The 15,650-nt window shown below is 59.0% G+C and carries 15 protein-coding genes; 13 read left to right on the forward strand and 2 right to left on the reverse strand.

Annotated elements, in window-relative coordinates; genetic code table 11:
- Positions 1-422 precede the first annotated feature (422 nt).
- Positions 423-1,643, reverse strand: a complete 1,221-nt coding sequence (locus G7025_RS26105) for a CaiB/BaiF CoA transferase family protein (protein ID WP_181081876.1) — start codon at positions 1,641-1,643, stop codon at positions 423-425.
- 13 nt (positions 1,644-1,656) lie between these two features.
- Positions 1,657-2,838: an acyl-CoA dehydrogenase gene (locus G7025_RS26110; protein ID WP_181081877.1), complete on the reverse strand. Its 1,182-nt coding sequence runs from the start codon at positions 2,836-2,838 to the stop codon at positions 1,657-1,659.
- Positions 2,839-2,996: 158 nt separating this feature from the next.
- Here G7025_RS26110 and G7025_RS26115 point away from each other — a divergent pair, with 158 nt between their 5' ends.
- The 13 genes from G7025_RS26115 to G7025_RS26175 all read left to right on the forward strand — a co-directional run bounded on the left by G7025_RS26115 (position 2,997) and on the right by G7025_RS26175 (position 15,488).
- Positions 2,997-3,908, forward strand: a complete 912-nt coding sequence (locus G7025_RS26115) for a LysR family transcriptional regulator (protein ID WP_181081878.1) — start codon at positions 2,997-2,999, stop codon at positions 3,906-3,908.
- Positions 3,909-4,346: 438 nt separating this feature from the next.
- Positions 4,347-5,468, forward strand: coding sequence for a Re/Si-specific NAD(P)(+) transhydrogenase subunit alpha (locus G7025_RS26120; RefSeq protein WP_181081879.1), 1,122 nt, complete (start codon positions 4,347-4,349; stop codon positions 5,466-5,468).
- Positions 5,469-5,483: 15 nt separating this feature from the next.
- Positions 5,484-5,807 (forward strand): NAD(P) transhydrogenase subunit alpha, encoded by a 324-nt coding sequence (locus G7025_RS26125; RefSeq protein WP_124413458.1) that lies wholly within the window; start codon positions 5,484-5,486, stop codon positions 5,805-5,807.
- A complete protein-coding gene (locus tag G7025_RS26130; RefSeq protein WP_181081880.1) occupies positions 5,804-7,240 on the forward strand; it encodes an NAD(P)(+) transhydrogenase (Re/Si-specific) subunit beta in 1,437 nt (478 codons plus the stop codon). The genes G7025_RS26125 and G7025_RS26130 overlap by 4 nt, the downstream gene beginning before the upstream one ends.
- Before the next feature lie 179 nt (positions 7,241-7,419).
- Positions 7,420-8,913: an acetyl-CoA hydrolase/transferase family protein gene (locus tag G7025_RS26135; protein WP_181081881.1), complete on the forward strand. Its 1,494-nt coding sequence runs from the start codon at positions 7,420-7,422 to the stop codon at positions 8,911-8,913.
- Positions 8,914-9,231: 318 nt separating this feature from the next.
- Positions 9,232-9,444, forward strand: a complete 213-nt coding sequence (locus tag G7025_RS26140) for a DUF1127 domain-containing protein (RefSeq protein WP_181081882.1) — start codon at positions 9,232-9,234, stop codon at positions 9,442-9,444.
- Between the two features lie 258 nt (positions 9,445-9,702).
- Positions 9,703-9,888 carry a DUF1127 domain-containing protein gene (locus G7025_RS26145; RefSeq protein ID WP_181081883.1) on the forward strand — a complete coding sequence of 62 codons (186 nt, stop codon included), beginning with the start codon at positions 9,703-9,705 and terminating at the stop codon, positions 9,886-9,888.
- A 134-nt stretch (positions 9,889-10,022) separates the two neighbouring features.
- Entirely contained in the window at positions 10,023-10,343 is a 321-nt protein-coding gene (locus tag G7025_RS26150) for a DUF2388 domain-containing protein (protein ID WP_181081884.1), read from the forward strand.
- Between the two features lie 102 nt (positions 10,344-10,445).
- Positions 10,446-10,754: a DUF2388 domain-containing protein gene (locus G7025_RS26155; RefSeq protein WP_181081885.1), complete on the forward strand. Its 309-nt coding sequence runs from the start codon at positions 10,446-10,448 to the stop codon at positions 10,752-10,754.
- A gap of 26 nt (positions 10,755-10,780) precedes the next feature.
- A complete protein-coding gene (locus tag G7025_RS26160; RefSeq protein ID WP_181081886.1) occupies positions 10,781-11,101 on the forward strand; it encodes a DUF2388 domain-containing protein in 321 nt (106 codons plus the stop codon).
- Positions 11,098-13,059 (forward strand): DUF7844 domain-containing protein, encoded by a 1,962-nt coding sequence (locus G7025_RS26165; protein WP_181081887.1) that lies wholly within the window; start codon positions 11,098-11,100, stop codon positions 13,057-13,059. Before G7025_RS26160 ends, G7025_RS26165 begins: the two co-directional genes overlap by 4 nt.
- A gap of 292 nt (positions 13,060-13,351) precedes the next feature.
- The gene (locus G7025_RS26170) at positions 13,352-14,659 is read left to right on the forward strand and encodes a CitMHS family transporter (protein WP_034101743.1); all 1,308 of its coding nucleotides are present in this window, start codon (positions 13,352-13,354) and stop codon (positions 14,657-14,659) included.
- A 61-nt stretch (positions 14,660-14,720) separates the two neighbouring features.
- Entirely contained in the window at positions 14,721-15,488 is a 768-nt protein-coding gene (locus G7025_RS26175; protein ID WP_181081888.1) for a TerC family protein, read from the forward strand.
- Positions 15,489-15,650 lie beyond the last annotated feature (162 nt).

A 15,650-nucleotide genomic window follows, 5' to 3' on the forward strand; every position in this document is an offset into this window, starting at 1 on the left:
ATTCTACAGCAGCCTCATTTGCTGTCAAGTGATTATTTTCAGAAGTTTTCGAAGATTTCTTCAACAACTTCAACCACTTGCGCTTCCGATCTCTCGTTAGCGGGAGGCGAATTCTACAGCGTTACACGCTGCTGTCAACACCTCTTTTTCCCCGCTTTCGACCGAGAAGATCGAAACGTTAATAGAGCCAAACAACCTTGCTCTACCAACTCCTTCTGAGCTTCGATGAACTGAAGCGATCCACTGTCGAATTCTGCGTAACTCTTTGTTTACCAAGGAGTTTTCCGTTTCGACTGCGCCGGAAGTGGGGCGAATTATAGACTTCTGGAATCTGCCGTCAACCCTTAATTTGCTCTTTCTATCAATTACTTATATCTGGCTAAAAACTAACCAACACTAGCTAGCTATATAGAAGGAAAGATTCAGATAACACCTGCATCTTTCAAAGCCGCCATATTCTCCGCTCCAAGACCCAGCACGCCCTGCAGCACCTGGACTGTATGCTCACCTAACAAGGGGGGCGCACTACGATACTCCACGGGCGTCTTGGATAAACGTATTGGACTGGCAACCTGGGGCACTACCCCCGCCAGCGCATGAGGCAGTTGCATTGCCAATCCACGCGCCTTGACCTGCGGATCAGCAAATACCTGCGCCAAATCGTTGATCGGCCCACAGGGAACCCCAGCGCGCTCCAATTGCGCCACCCACTGCGCCGTCGTTTTGAAGACTGTTGCCTGACGAATCAATGGAATCAACTCGGCACGATTAGCCACCCGCATTCTATTAGTAGAGAAGCGCGGGTCGTCCGCCCACTGGGGCTGCCCAGCCACCTCGGCGAATTTGCGGAACTGCCCGTCATTACCCACCGTCAGGATGAAGTCACCATCCGCCGTAGGAAAGTCCTGATAGGGCACGATATTGGGGTGAGCGTTACCCAGACGCTTTGGCGCGTTCCCAGTTGTCAGGTAATTCATCGCCTGGTTGGCCAAGCAAGCGACCTGCACATCCAGCAGGGCCATATCAATGTGCTGACCACCACCGTCATGATCACGATGCGCCAGCGCAGCCAGGATCGCGACAGTTGAGTAAAGCCCCGTCAAGATATCGGTCAACGCCACTCCGACCTTTACAGGCCCGGCCCCTTCATCGCCCTCGGGCCGCCCCGTCAGACTCATGAGCCCGCCCAACCCTTGGATCATGAAGTCGTAACCCGCCCGCGCCGCATAAGGCCCTGTCTGGCCAAACCCAGTGATCGAGCAGTAGATCAATTCAGGATTGATCTCCTTGAGCGATTCATAATCCAGCCCATAAGCCGCGAGACCACCGACCTTGAAGTTCTCGATAAGGATGTCGGACTTCGCCGCCAGATCCCGTATGAGCTTTTGCCCCTCCGGCCGAGTGAAATCAATTGTCACCGACTCTTTATTGCGATTGGCCGCCAGGTAGTAAGCCGCCTCACTGGTGTTCTCACCATAAGCGTCCTTCAAAAAGGGCGGTCCCCAGGCGCGCGTATCGTCACCGCTACCTGGCCGCTCGACCTTGATCACCTCAGCCCCAAGATCTGCAAGGATCTGTCCCGACCAGGGGCCTGCCAATACCCGCGACAAATCCAGTACCCGCAAATGCGAAAGCGCGCCCATGCCAATGCTCCTATTAATAGAAGGCCTGAAGACCGGTTTGCGCGCGCCCCAGTATCAAGGCGTGCACGTCATGAGTGCCTTCATAAGTGTTGACCACTTCAAGGTTCACCAAATGACGCGCCACGCCGAACTCATCGGAAATACCGTTGCCGCCCAGCATGTCCCGTGCCATGCGGGCGATATCCAAGGACTTGCCACACGAATTGCGCTTCATGATCGAGGTGATCTCCACCGCAGCCGTGCCTTCGTCCTTCATACGCCCCAGCCGCAGGCAGCCCTGCAGGGCCAGCGTGATCTCAGTCTGCATATCAGCCAGTTTCTTCTGGATCAATTGAGTTGCCGCCAACGGCCGACCAAACTGATGACGGTCCAACGTGTACTGGCGAGCGGTGTGCCAACAGAATTCGGCAGCCCCCAAGGCCCCCCAGGAAATGCCATAGCGCGCAGAATTCAGGCAAGTGAAAGGCCCTTTCAAGCCGCGCACATCCGGAAAGATGTTCTCTTCAGGCACAAACACGTTATCCATTACGATCTCGCCGGTGATCGAGGCCCGCAGGCCGACCTTTCCGTGAATCGCCGGAGCGCTTAGGCCCTTCCATCCCTTTTCCAGCACGAAGCCTCGAATATCGCCGGCATCGTCCTTGCCCCAAACCACAAATACATCAGCGATCGGGCTGTTGGTGATCCACATCTTCGCGCCCGTCAGGCTGTAGCCGCCGTCCACCTTGCGTGCGCGAGTAATCATCGCGCCTGGGTCAGACCCGTGGTTAGGCTCTGTCAGACCAAAGCAACCGATCCATTCGCCAGAGGCCAGCTTTGGTAAGTACTTCTGCTTCTGCGCCTCGGTACCGAATTCATTGATCGGCACCATGACCAGAGAAGACTGCACGCTCATCATCGAGCGGTAGCCGGAGTCGACACGTTCCACTTCGCGCGCGATCAAGCCGTAGCTGACGTAATTCAAGCCACTGCCGCCGTACTGTTCGGGAATCATCGCCCCCAGCAAACCGGTCTCACCCATCTCGCGAAAAATTGCCGGGTCAGTCCGCTCATGACGGAAGGCCTCAAGTACACGCGGCGCCAGCTTGTCCTGAGCAAATTGCTCGGCACTGTCGCGCACCATGCGCTCTTCTTCGGTGAGCTGTTGATCCAGCAGCAGTGGATCGATCCAGTTGAAGCTTGCCTTGCCAGCCATGAGTCAAGTCCTCGCAAAGAACATAGGAAGTCGTGGACCAAGCCTAGGCCCGGTAACCATTCGGGGCAAACGAGGATTATGCATAGGGTTGTGCTAATTTCTCACTTCGTAATAGTTGTAATCCGCCCCCAGCGGCTTTATGAGTGAGGACAGAGTACATGCGCAGAAAAATACCCAGCACGACCGCGCTTGTCAGTTTTGAGGCGGCGGCTCGCCATGAGAGCTTCACCAAGGCAGCGCAGGAGTTATCCCTCACCCAAGGCGCCATTTGCCGACAGATCGCCAGCCTTGAAGAGTTTTTAGGTGTCGAACTGTTTCGACGCTCGCGACGCGGAGTGAAGCTAACCGAAGCGGGGCTGTCTTATAGTCGTCGCGTCGCGACGCAACTGGACGCGGTGGAACGCGACACGCTGTCCGTAATGGGTCAGCAGGGCGCCAACGTAATTGAACTGGCCGTGGTCCCCACGTTCGGCACGCAGTGGCTGATCCCCAGGCTCAAGGACTTCCAGCGCCAGCATCCGGAAGTGACAGTCAACCTCACCAACCGCACGCGGCCGTTCCTGTTTGCGGATACCGATTTCGACGCGGCCATTTACTTCGGGGACGCCGACTGGTCCGGCACTGAATCGCACCGATTGATGGGGGAGAACCCCGTGCCCGTCTGCAGTCCGCAGTTGCTGGGCGAGCGCACTCAGTTCAGCGCCGAAGAAATCGCAGAGCTACCGCTGCTGCAGCAAACCACGCGCCCCTATGCCTGGCGGCAGTGGTTCAGTGCCAGGCAACTGAACGTTCCCCGTGACATGACAGGCCCTCGTTACGAGCTATTCTCGATGCTGTCTCAGGCCGCCACGCATGACATGGGCATCGCGCTGATCCCTCCGTTCCTGATTCAGCGCGAGCTGGACGAGCATCAACTGGTGATCGCAAGCCCTGAAGCACTGACCAGCTCCAAGGCTTATTACCTGATGATTCCTGACCGAAAGGTCGAGTCCGCCTCGTTGCACGCGTTCAGAGACTGGCTTATTGATCAGTCACAACGCTACAGCCCAGCAATCAAAGGACTTCAATAGCTTACTGACTTTGTAGTCAGATATTTTTTATCCCTACAGATGTACGTATATGTCGCATTTAAACAGACTGTATTCATCGGCCCGAAATACCCTCAAAGCCATGATTCCTATGGCTTACAACGACCATGACGAGTCAATACACGACTATTCACAGTAAATATAAAAATCCTCGCGAAAAACACCTAGAACGCCATAATCACTTGTATTTAAAGCGGTTATTCCAGTGCCTTGCGACAATCAGTCACAGGGTGACTTGTAGTTAATTTTTCGTCACCCGTCATAATCCCTTGAAGGCCGTAAAGTTCGCCTGCAAAATGCCGCGCCCCGCTGTCATTTCAGCGGGATCGTGCTGATCGGCCGCCCCAGTTGCGCCACTCGCGGTGCACTGGCCTTTTTACAAAAAGATCAAAAGCAAAAAGATCATGCAGGAGATTTGACGTGCACATTGGTGTTCCTCTCGAAACCCAGACCGGTGAAACGCGGGTGGCTGCCACCCCGGAAACCATCAAAAAGCTGATCGGCCAGGGCCATAAGGTCACTGTACAAAGCGGAGCGGGCCTCAAGGCCAGCGTCGTCGACAGTGCCTATGAAGCAGCAGGCGCCACCCTTGGCAGTGCCAACGACGCATTTGGCGCCGAGCTGATCCTCAAGGTCGTGGCTCCCAGCGACAGCGAGTTGGCGCTGATCAAAAGCGGCACCGTACTGGTGGGCATGCTCAATCCGTTCAGCAACGAAACCATTACCAAACTGGCCGAACAGGGTGTCACTGCCTTTGCGCTCGAGGCTGCACCACGCACCTCGCGTGCCCAGAGCCTCGACGTACTGTCCTCCCAAGCCAACATCGCCGGCTATAAAGCCGTGCTGCTCGCCGCGCATCACTATCCGCGCTTCATGCCGATGCTGATGACCGCCGCAGGCACCGTAAAAGCCGCGCGCGTGCTGATCCTCGGCGCGGGGGTTGCCGGGCTGCAGGCAATTGCTACGGCGAAACGTCTGGGGGCCGTGATCGAAGCGTCTGACGTACGCCCGGCCGTCAAGGAGCAGATCGAGTCCCTCGGCGCCAAGTTTGTGGAGGTGCCTTACGAAACCGATGAAGAACGCGAGTGCGCCGTCGGTATCGGCGGTTACGCGCGCCCGATGCCCGCAAGCTGGATGCAGCGTCAGGCCCTTGCCGTGCACGAGCGCGCAAAACAAGCCGATATCGTGATTACCACGGCCCTGATCCCCGGCCGCAAGGCACCCACGCTGCTCAGCGCCGACACCGTCGCACAGATGAAGCCTGGCTCGGTAGTCATCGACCTTGCCGCCGCCCAGGGTGGGAACTGCCCGCTGACCGTCGCCGACCAGGTCGTGGTGGAAAACGGCGTGATCATTTGCGGCCCGACCAATCTGGCCGGGGCCGTCGCTGCCGATGCGTCTGCGTTGTACGCGCGCAACCTGCTGGACTTCCTGAAGCTGGTCTTCACCAAGGAAGGGCAGTTCGAAATCAACCTCGAAGACGACATCGTCGCCGCGTGCCTGATGTGCCGCGACGGCCAAGTCATCCGCAAAAACGCCTAAGCAGGGATTCAGACGATGGAAGAGCTTATCTCCCCCGGTATCTACAACCTGATCATCTTTGTGCTGGCGATCTATGTCGGCTATCACGTGGTCTGGAACGTCACGCCCGCGCTGCACACTCCATTGATGGCGGTGACCAACGCGATTTCCGCCATTGTGATCGTCGGCGCCATGCTGGCTGCCGCCCTCACCGTGACGCCGCTGGGCAAAACCATGGGCACCCTGGCGGTGGCCCTGGCCGCAGTCAACGTGTTCGGCGGTTTCCTGGTCACCCGCAGAATGCTGGAGATGTTCAAGAAGAAAGCCCCGAAAGTAAAAGAAGAGGCGCCGAAGTCATGAGCATGAATCTCGTCACGACGCTGTACCTGATCGCGTCGATCTGTTTCATCCAGGCCCTCAAGGGGCTGTCGCACCCCACCACGTCGCGTCGCGGCAACCTGTTCGGCATGCTCGGCATGGCGCTGGCCGTACTTACCACCGTGGGCCTCATCTATAAGCTCGGCGCCGAGCTGGCCACTGCCGGTATAGGCTATGTGATCGTCGGCCTTCTGATCGGTGGCACCGCCGGCTCGATCATGGCCAAGCGGGTAGAAATGACCAAGATGCCGGAGCTGGTGGCGTTCATGCACAGCATGATCGGCCTGGCCGCGGTGTTTATCGCCATCGCCGCCGTGGTCGAGCCGCAATCCCTGGGCATCGTCAAACACCTTGGCGATGCGATTCCTGCCGGCAACCGCCTGGAACTGTTCCTGGGCGCGGCCATCGGTGCGATTACGTTTTCCGGCTCGGTGATCGCTTTCGGCAAGCTGTCGGGCAAGTACAAGTTCCGCCTGTTTCAGGGGGCACCGGTACAGTTCGGCGGCCAGCACAAACTGAACCTGGTGCTTGGGCTGGCAACCCTGGGCCTGGGTTTGGCGTTCATGTTCACCGGCAACCTCACCGCCTTCGCACTGATGCTGGCGCTGGCGTTTGTATTGGGCGTGCTGATCATTATCCCGATCGGTGGCGCGGACATGCCGGTAGTCGTCTCAATGCTCAACAGCTATTCCGGCTGGGCGGCGGCCGGCATCGGTTTCTCGCTGAACAACTCGATGCTGATCATTGCCGGCTCACTGGTAGGCTCCAGCGGCGCGATCCTGTCGTACATCATGTGCAAGGCGATGAACCGCTCGTTCTTCAATGTGTTGCTCGGCGGCTTCGGTAATACGCCAGACGCCGGTGCGGCCGCTGGCTCCAAGGAAGCGCGTCCGGTGAAATCCGGCTCGGCAGACGACGCCACCTTCCTGCTCACCAACGCCGACACCGTAATCATCGTGCCAGGCTATGGCCTGGCGGTGGCGCGGGCGCAGCATGCGCTCAAAGAGTTGACCGAGAAACTCACTCACCACGGTGTTACGGTGAAATACGCGATCCACCCGGTGGCCGGTCGCATGCCCGGACACATGAACGTGTTGCTCGCCGAGGCGGAAGTGCCGTACGACCAGGTGTTCGAGATGGAAGACATCAACTCCGAGTTCGGCCAGGCCGACGTAGTGCTGGTGTTGGGTGCCAACGACGTGGTCAACCCGGCCGCGAAGAACGATCCGAAATCGCCGATTGCCGGGATGCCGATCCTCGAAGCCTTCAAGGCCAAGACCATCATCGTCAACAAGCGCTCCATGGCCAGCGGCTATGCGGGGCTGGATAACGAGCTGTTCTATCTCGACAAGACCATGATGGTGTTCGGTGACGCCAAAAAGGTCATCGAAGACATGGTCAAAGCCGTCGAGTAACACTGCTCCAGCGCAATACTCGAAACCCCGGCGCGACGTAGGCTGGGGTTTTTTATTGCGGGATGAAACCCGACCAAAGGCTCTAAATCGCTAGCTTGCATTCGACCATGGTAGCGGGCCGAATTTTTTTGAAATCACTACACTGCCTACCTTGCTTCCGTAGCCCGAGATAACCATTCATGTACCGTGATCGTATCCGCTTGCCTTCGTTGTTGAACAAGGTCATGAGCGCGGCAGACGCCGCCGCACTGATCGAGGACGGCATGACCGTCGGCATGAGCGGCTTCACCCGCGCCGGTGAAGCCAAGGCCGTCCCCCACGCCCTGGCCGAACGGGCCAAGACCTCCCCGCTGAAAATCACCCTGATGACCGGCGCCAGCCTGGGCAATGACCTGGACAAGCAACTGACCGAAGCCGGTGTGTTGTCCCGGCGCATGCCATTCCAGGTCGACAGCACCTTGCGCAAGGCCATCAACGCAGGCCAGGTGATGTTTATCGATCAGCATTTGTCGGAAACCGTCGAGCAACTGCGCAACAATCAACTCAAGCTGCCGGACATTGCGGTGATCGAAGCCATCGCTATCACCGAGCAAGGCCACATCGTGCCCACCACGTCGGTGGGTAACTCAGCCAGTTTCGCAATTTTCGCCAAGCAGGTGATCATCGAGATCAACCTCGCGCACAATCCGAATCTGGAAGGGCTGCACGACATCTATATTCCGACCTACCGACCAACCCGCACGCCGATCCCATTGGTAAAGGTGGACGATCGTATCGGCAGCACCGCAATCCCGATTCCGCCAGAAAAGATCGTCGCGATCGTCATCACCAATCAGGCGGACTCAGCGTCGACCGTAACCCCGCCCGACAGCGACACCCAAGGCATCGCCAACCACCTCATCAACTTCCTCAGGCAGGAAGTGGACGCCGGGCGCATGACCAACAAACTCGGGCCGCTGCAAGCGGGCATCGGTAACATCGCCAACGCTGTGATGTGCGGCTTGATCGACTCGCCTTTCGAAGACCTGACCATGTATTCGGAAGTGTTGCAGGACTCGACATTCGACCTGATCGACGCCGGCAAGCTGAGCTTCGCCTCGGGCAGCTCGATCACTCTGTCGCAACGGCGCAATGCCGACGTGTTCGGCAACCTGGAGCGCTATAAGGACAAACTGGTGCTGCGTCCCCAGGAAATTTCCAACCACCCTGAAGTGGTGCGACGCCTGGGCATTATCGGCATCAACACAGCCCTGGAGTTCGACATCTATGGCAACGTCAACTCCACGCACGTCTGCGGCACGCGGATGATGAACGGCATCGGCGGCTCAGGTGACTTCGCGCGCAATGCGCACCTGGCGATCTTCGTGACCAAATCCATCGCCAAGGGCGGCGCGATTTCCAGCGTGGTACCGATGGTCAGCCATGTGGACCACACCGAGCATGATGTGGACATCCTGGTCACCGAAGTCGGCCTGGCCGATCTGCGCGGCCTGGCGCCACGGGAACGGGCGCGGGTGATCATCGATAACTGTGTGCACCCAGCGTACCGTGATGCGCTGAACACTTACTTCGAGACCGCCTGCACACTCGGCGGACACACCCCGCATATCCTGCGCGAGGCACTGAGCTGGCACATCAATCTGGAAGAAACCGGGCATATGCTAAAGGCTTGATTCATACAGATCCGGGCTGGTGCAAATACAGTTTCATCAGCCCTGCAGTAATCCGCGCTATTCCTGAAAAAACTGTACTGCTGTACCGGTCTTTTCCTAGGGAAATAGCTGACACAGTCACTCGAAACCGACTATTTCGCACTACTTCAGTGCAGACAGGTACAGTTGCCCCGTTTCCGTACAGTACAGCCCCTATAAACAGTTAACTGGCCCCTCACAATACAAGTGAACTGTATCTAGAGAGTGTTGCGCCGCAGGAGGATCATTGGCATCAGTTAAACCACTACCTAATCCCGCCACAAGCGGAAGGATGCCATCATGGAACGTACACTCAGTTCCGAACTGTTCTCTGAAAAAGCCGTAAACAACCAAGCCGCTCTGCCTCTGCGCGTTCTGGCCAACCTGATGCTGTGGCAACGTCGCATCTCCAGCCGCCACCAACTGGCTCGTCTGGATTCGCGCCTGCTGGCTGATGCCGGTATCAGCGAAGCACAACGCTACGAAGAGCTGAGCAAGCCGTTCTGGCGCTGATGAGCGCTCGCTGGCCCTGACCTGAACGGTCCACTGCCAGCAACCAGATTGAACAAAACAAAGCCCGCCCCGGGAAACCGGAGGTGGGCTTTGTCGTTTCCGGGATTCGATTGCGACGAAAAACAGAACCTGCAGCGCAGGACCAGTACAGTTAAAATAATCCAACAGATGATAAGTACAATTCAGTGCCGTTGTATCTGTATTGGTTAAACCAGCTCAGCCATTCTGGTGTGCCAGACCAGAATCGAGGCCACACAGATGAACTTCCAACCCGCTTTATATAAACGGCTGGCACTGCGCTTCGTCGAGGCTCTAGGCCGTTGGGCCCTGCGTGCTCAAGGTCGACGTCAGTTAACTCAGCTTGATTTGCGGGACTTGGCCGATGCAGGCATTACGCCAGGAGATCGCATGGCCGAGCTGTCCAAGCCTTTTTGGCGTGACTAGGCAGTCAAGACGCTATCCGAACGCATAAACGGCAGCTTAATATCCCGCTACCAAGTGGCGAAGCACGGGGAGCAGGCGTCTGATCCCCAAGGCTGTTCTGCACCACTTTATCCGTTCACCCAAGGAGTCACCCCATGCCCCGTCTTCGCCTTCTTAGTGCCGCTGCGCTGTTGACCCTGGCTGCCACCGCCAACGCTAGCAGCTTCATCGTGACCACCGACTCCATTGTCGGCGCGCTGAAAGCCACCTCCGACGCCACCTCCGATGCCACGTCATCCCTGCGCGACAACAAGGTGGTACGCGCCGCCCGTGACGACGCCGCCAGCTTTGTCGCCAGCGAAGGCGCCATTCGTGGAGTGAAGCTGGAAAGCGCTCTGGCCCAGATCCGCCAACAAGCCCCGCAATTGAACACCGCAACTGACGCACAGCTGGCCCAGGCCATCCTGGCCATTTGAGGCAACGGGCAAGGGAGCGCGAGCCGCTCCCGGACGCCTCCGCGCTGGCTCTCGTCCGGGCATTGCGCTAGCCTTGGCGCTCGTTTCCAGTTGTCGAGTCCCATGGCTTTTTCATACCGAATGTTCCTTGTCCCTGTGTTGTTTTCAGCGAGCTGGTCGCCTCTGGCATCGGCCTTTGACGTGACCCTTCAAGGCACTGTCGCGAGCGCCTATGCCACCAGCAAGGTGACCTCCGCGCCCTTCGATAGAAAGTTGCTGATGGCAGCCCAGGATGATGCTGCCGTGTTTGTCGCCACTGACGGCCAATGGCGGGGAGCAAGGCTGGAATCAGCGCTGGATTACCTGCGCCGCACCCAGCCAAAACTTAACGCCAGCGACCGTGAACTGGCGCAAGCAATACTCGTCCAATAAACATCTTTGTATTTCGGAGTCATCCCATGCGTAGCCCGCTGATCGCCGCCACCCTTGGCCTGCTGTTATTGGCCGATGTTGCCCAGGCACACACGCTGGTGGCCACCAGTAACATCATTGTTCGCGCCTTTGGCCGCACTATTGATTTCACCTCGGACACCACCACCTCAATCCGCGACTCCAAAGTCGTGCGCGAAGCCCACGATGATGCCGCCAGTTTTGTTGCCACCAACGGTGAGATCCGCGGCGCGCAACTTGAAGCCGCCTTCGATACCCTGCGCACCCGCGTGCCGGAAGCTCGCGATGCCACTGACCAGACTCTCGCCGAAGCCATCCTCGCACTGTGAGGCGCCTCGCCGCCTGGCTGCTGGCCGGGACTGTGCTGCTGGGTACCGGCGCAGCACAGGCCAGCCTGCAGCTGCGGCTCAAGTCCGATGGCTTGAGCCCGGCTGAGCAACAAGCCAGCCAGGCTTTGCTCGATGAGGCGATGCGCGCGTTGCCGCCGCGCTTTATCGAGCAACTGGACCGGCGCATCGATGTCGGCTGGACCGACAAAATGCCCGGCAACGCCTACGGCCAGGCCTCTCTGGTGTCGGAGCTGGACCTCAACCGCAACCTGCTGACCAGCCTGACCGACGGCAGCGCCGCCACCCGTCAAACCAATCGTCCCCACGGTACGGTGCGCCGGGAAATGCTCGCCACGGTTCTGCACGAACTGACCCACATCTATGATCGCGCGCGCCTGTGGTCCAAAGACGAACGCGCGCTGATCCAGCGCTGCAGCCGCCAGAACAGCATCACTGGCGTGATCGGCCTGCCGGATCAGTGCCGGGGCCAGAACGACCGGCGCTTTACCCTCAGCGATGATCCTCGATTGCTCGACCTCGCCGGTTGGCCGCAATACGTCGGCCGGCGCGGCGAGCGCGAGCAGCACAACCGCCAGGTCGTGCGCAGCCCGGACCTCTACGAAACCACCAGCCCACTGGAGTTCGTCGCGGTCAACATGGAGTACTTCCTCCTCGACCCGAGCTACGCCTGCCGCCGCCCGGCGTTGTTCCGCTATTACCGTGACCATTTCGGCTGGGCGCCGCCCGAGCAGGACGCGTGCGCCAAGACGTACGCGTTTCTCAATGCCGGCAATGATTTCGCCAAGACGCCGCTGGGCCATATCGATCCCGAGCGGGTGTACCAGATTGACTATCTGCTGGCCGAAGCCAACCAGAACCTGGTAAGCCGCTGGGGCCACAGCATGCTGCGGCTGGTGATCTGCGCCCCCGGCCGGCCGCGCGGGCCCGATTGTCGGCTGGACCTGGACCAGCACCTGGTGCTGTCCTACCGCGCCTTCGTCGGTGACGTGCAGCTGTCGAGCTGGGACGGCTTGGTGGGCAAATACCCGTCGCGCCTGTTCGTATTGCCGCTGGCCCAGGTCATCGACGAATACACCAAGACTGAGCTGCGCGGCCTGGCCTCCGTCCCGCTGAAACTGTCGCGCCAGGAGATCAGCGAAACCGTCGAGCACGCCGCTGAAATGCATTGGAGCTACGACGGAAACTATTTCTTCCTGTCCAACAACTGCGCCGTCGAAAGCCTCAAGCTGTTGCGCAGCGGCAGCGCCAACCCGCAACTGACCGGCCTGGACAACATCACCCCCAATGGTCTGCTGGAAGTGCTGCAGGCTCGCGGCCTGGCCGATACCAGCGTACTGGACGACAAACGCGAAGCGCTGCGCCTGGGCTATCACTTCGACTCGTTCCGCGAACGCTATCAGGCGATGTTCGATGTATTGCGCAAGCATCTACCGATCAAACAGACCCAGGTTGAAGATTGGTTGGCGCTGGACGCGGCGCAACGTCGCCAATGGTTCGACCAGGCCGATCTGCGCACCAGCGCGGCGTTGCTGCTGCTGGAACAGGCCAGTTTTCGCAAACAGCTGATGCTGGCCCAGGATGAGGTCAAGCAACGCTACCTCGGTGCCCGCGAGTTGAAAAATGGCGGCATGGAGAAAGCCAATGCCACGCTGCAACAGATCCTCGCCAACAGCGGCTTTCTCAGTCGCCCGGCCGAACTGCTCGGCGCCGCAGGCTATGGCCTGCCGCAACCGTCGGAAGCCGAACGCCTGGAGTCAGAAAGCGCCGAACGCCAAAAGCAGCTCCAGTCACTGACCGGTGAGCTGGACAAAGAAGTGAGGGCGCTGCTTGAACCCTCCCGCGCCGCCGAGATTGCCGCGTGTGAAGCCAACCTCAAGCAGGTCGGTGAACATCTGCGCAAACTGCACAAAGCGGCGGGCGGGCTCGAACTGCCGTGAAGGTGGGAGGGGCTTGCCCCTTGATAGATTTTGACCTGCACAAGCTTGAAGACCGCGCGTCTTGCCCACACTGACTGTTTTGCCGGCGAAAGCTGGCTGAAAGCTTACGCGTCTAGGATCGCCCCCAACTGCCGGCAATAGATCGGCTGTACACAACAACAATGGTGATCCCCGATGTCCGTCCGTACCCGCCTGTTCGCTCCAACTCCTCCCGTACGTCTCGTGCCTTTCGTTCTGCGCTGACCCGTCCCGGTTCGCCATTCCCTAGCCGCGCTACGCCTGGAGTATTCCTATGCTGACTTTCCTTGGCTTTGCCATGGTCATCACGTTCATGTTCCTCATCATGACCAAGCGCCTGTCCGCGCTGATCGCCCTGATCATCGTGCCGATCCTGTTCGCGCTGTTCGGCGGTTTCGCACCGAAGATCGGTCCGATGATGCTTGAAGGCATCACCAAGCTCGCGCCGACCGGCGTGATGCTGATGTTCGCCATCCTCTACTTTGCCCTGATGATCGACTCCGGCCTGTTCGATCCGGCCGTGCGCAAGATCCTCAAGATGGTCAAGGGCGACCCGCTGAAAGTCTCGGTGGGTACTGCCGTGCTGGCCCTGGTGGTGTCCCTCGACGGTGACGGCGCCACCACTTACATGATCTGCGTGGCCGCCATGTTGCCGCTGTACCAGCGCATCGGCATGAGCCCGCGGATCATGGCCGGCCTGATCATTCTCGCCGGCGGCGTGATGAACATGACGCCCTGGGGCGGCCCGACCGCCCGCGCCGCCAGTGCGCTGCATGTGGACCCGTCGGATATTTTCGTACCGATGATTCCCGCCATGGCCGCCGGTGTGGTGGCGATCCTGGTGATTGCCTATATGTACGGCAAGCGCGAGCGGGCGCGCCTGGGTGAACTGCACCTGCAAGGCGACGAAATCGACCACAGCGAGATCAGTGTGTCGCAGTACCCGGATGCTCGCCGTCCGAAGCTGATCTGGTTCAACGGCGCCCTGACCCTGGCCCTGATGTGCACGCTGATTGCAGGCCTGTTGCCACTACCGGTGCTGTTCATGGTGGCGTTCAGCATTGCAATGATCGTCAACTACCCGTGCCTGCAACAACAGAAAGACCGCGTCGCCGCCCACGCCGGCAGTGTATTGGCGGTGGTGGGGCTGATCTTCGCCGCAGGCATCTTCACCGGCATCCTGTCGGGCACCGGCATGGTCGATGCCATGTCCAAGAGCCTGCTGGCGGTCATCCCTGAAGCGTTGGGCCCATACCTGGCGGTCATCACCGCGCTGGTTAGCATGCCGTTTACCTTCTTCATGTCCAACGACGCGTTTTACTATGGCGTGCTACCGGTACTCGCCGAAGCCGCCAGCCACTACGGCATCACCGCCGTGGAAATGGCACGCGCCTCCATCGTCGGCCAACCGGTGCACTTGCTCAGCCCGCTGGTGCCATCGACCTACCTGTTGGTGGCCCTGGCCGGTATCGAATTTGGCGATCACCAGCGTTTCACCCTGAAGTGGGCAGTGCTGGTGTGCCTGTGCATAATGTTCGCCGCCTTGCTGATGGGGATTTTTCCGCTGTTCAGCACTCTATAACCGTACAACCCGCTGCGCCGGTCCTACCGGCGCGGCTTAACACTCGCGCAAAGGTATACACATGGAATGGCTGACCAATCCGGAAATCTGGATTGCCTTCTTCACCCTGACGGCCCTCGAGATCGTCCTGGGCATCGATAACATCATCATGATTTCGATCCTGGTCAGCCGCATGCCCAAGCACATGCAGGCACGTACCCGGATCTTCGGCCTGGCGCTGGCCATGGTCACGCGTATCCTGTTGCTGCTGTCGATCACCTGGGTCATGCAATTGACCGCCGACCTGTTCGTGGTCCTCGGCCAAGGCATTTCCGGTCGCGACCTGATCCTGTTCTTCGGTGGCCTGTTCCTGCTGTGGAAAAGCTCCCAGGAGATGTACCACGCGCTGGAAGGTGAAGACGAAACCCAGGACGAGCCCAAGGGCGCCGGTGGCAAGTTCATCTACACCATCATCCAGATCGCGATCATCGACATTGTGTTCTCCCTGGACTCGGTGATCACTGCGGTCGGCATGGTGTCCCATGTACCGGTCATGATCGCCGCGATCGTCGTCGCCGTACTGGTGATGATGCTGGCGGCCGGCACGATCAGCGAATTCATCGACAAGCACCCGTCGTTGAAAATGCTCGCGCTGTCGTTCCTGCTGGTGGTGGGTACCGTGCTGATCGCCGAATCTTTCGATGTGCACGTACCGAAGGGCTACGTCTACTTCGCCATGGCATTCTCGCTGGCGGTGGAAGCGGTGAACATCAAGATGCGCACCGCGATCGCAAAGAAGAAGAAGCAGAAGGATCCGGTGAAACTGCGCAAGGACATTCCGGGTCAGTAACCCCGAGCCTGAATAAAAACGGGGCCCTCGCGCCTAATGCCGGTCAGTTAAGAGACGGAACGGGCAACCAGTACCCTGTGGCGAGCGGGCTTGCCCCGCGTTGGGCTGCGAAGCAGCCCCAAAACATAGTCCCGGAGCTGCCTGGCATACTGCGACGCTCCT

Origin of the sequence: Pseudomonas lurida (assembly GCF_013522705.1) — a bacterium.
GTDB lineage: Bacteria > Pseudomonadota > Gammaproteobacteria > Pseudomonadales > Pseudomonadaceae > Aquipseudomonas > Aquipseudomonas quebecensis.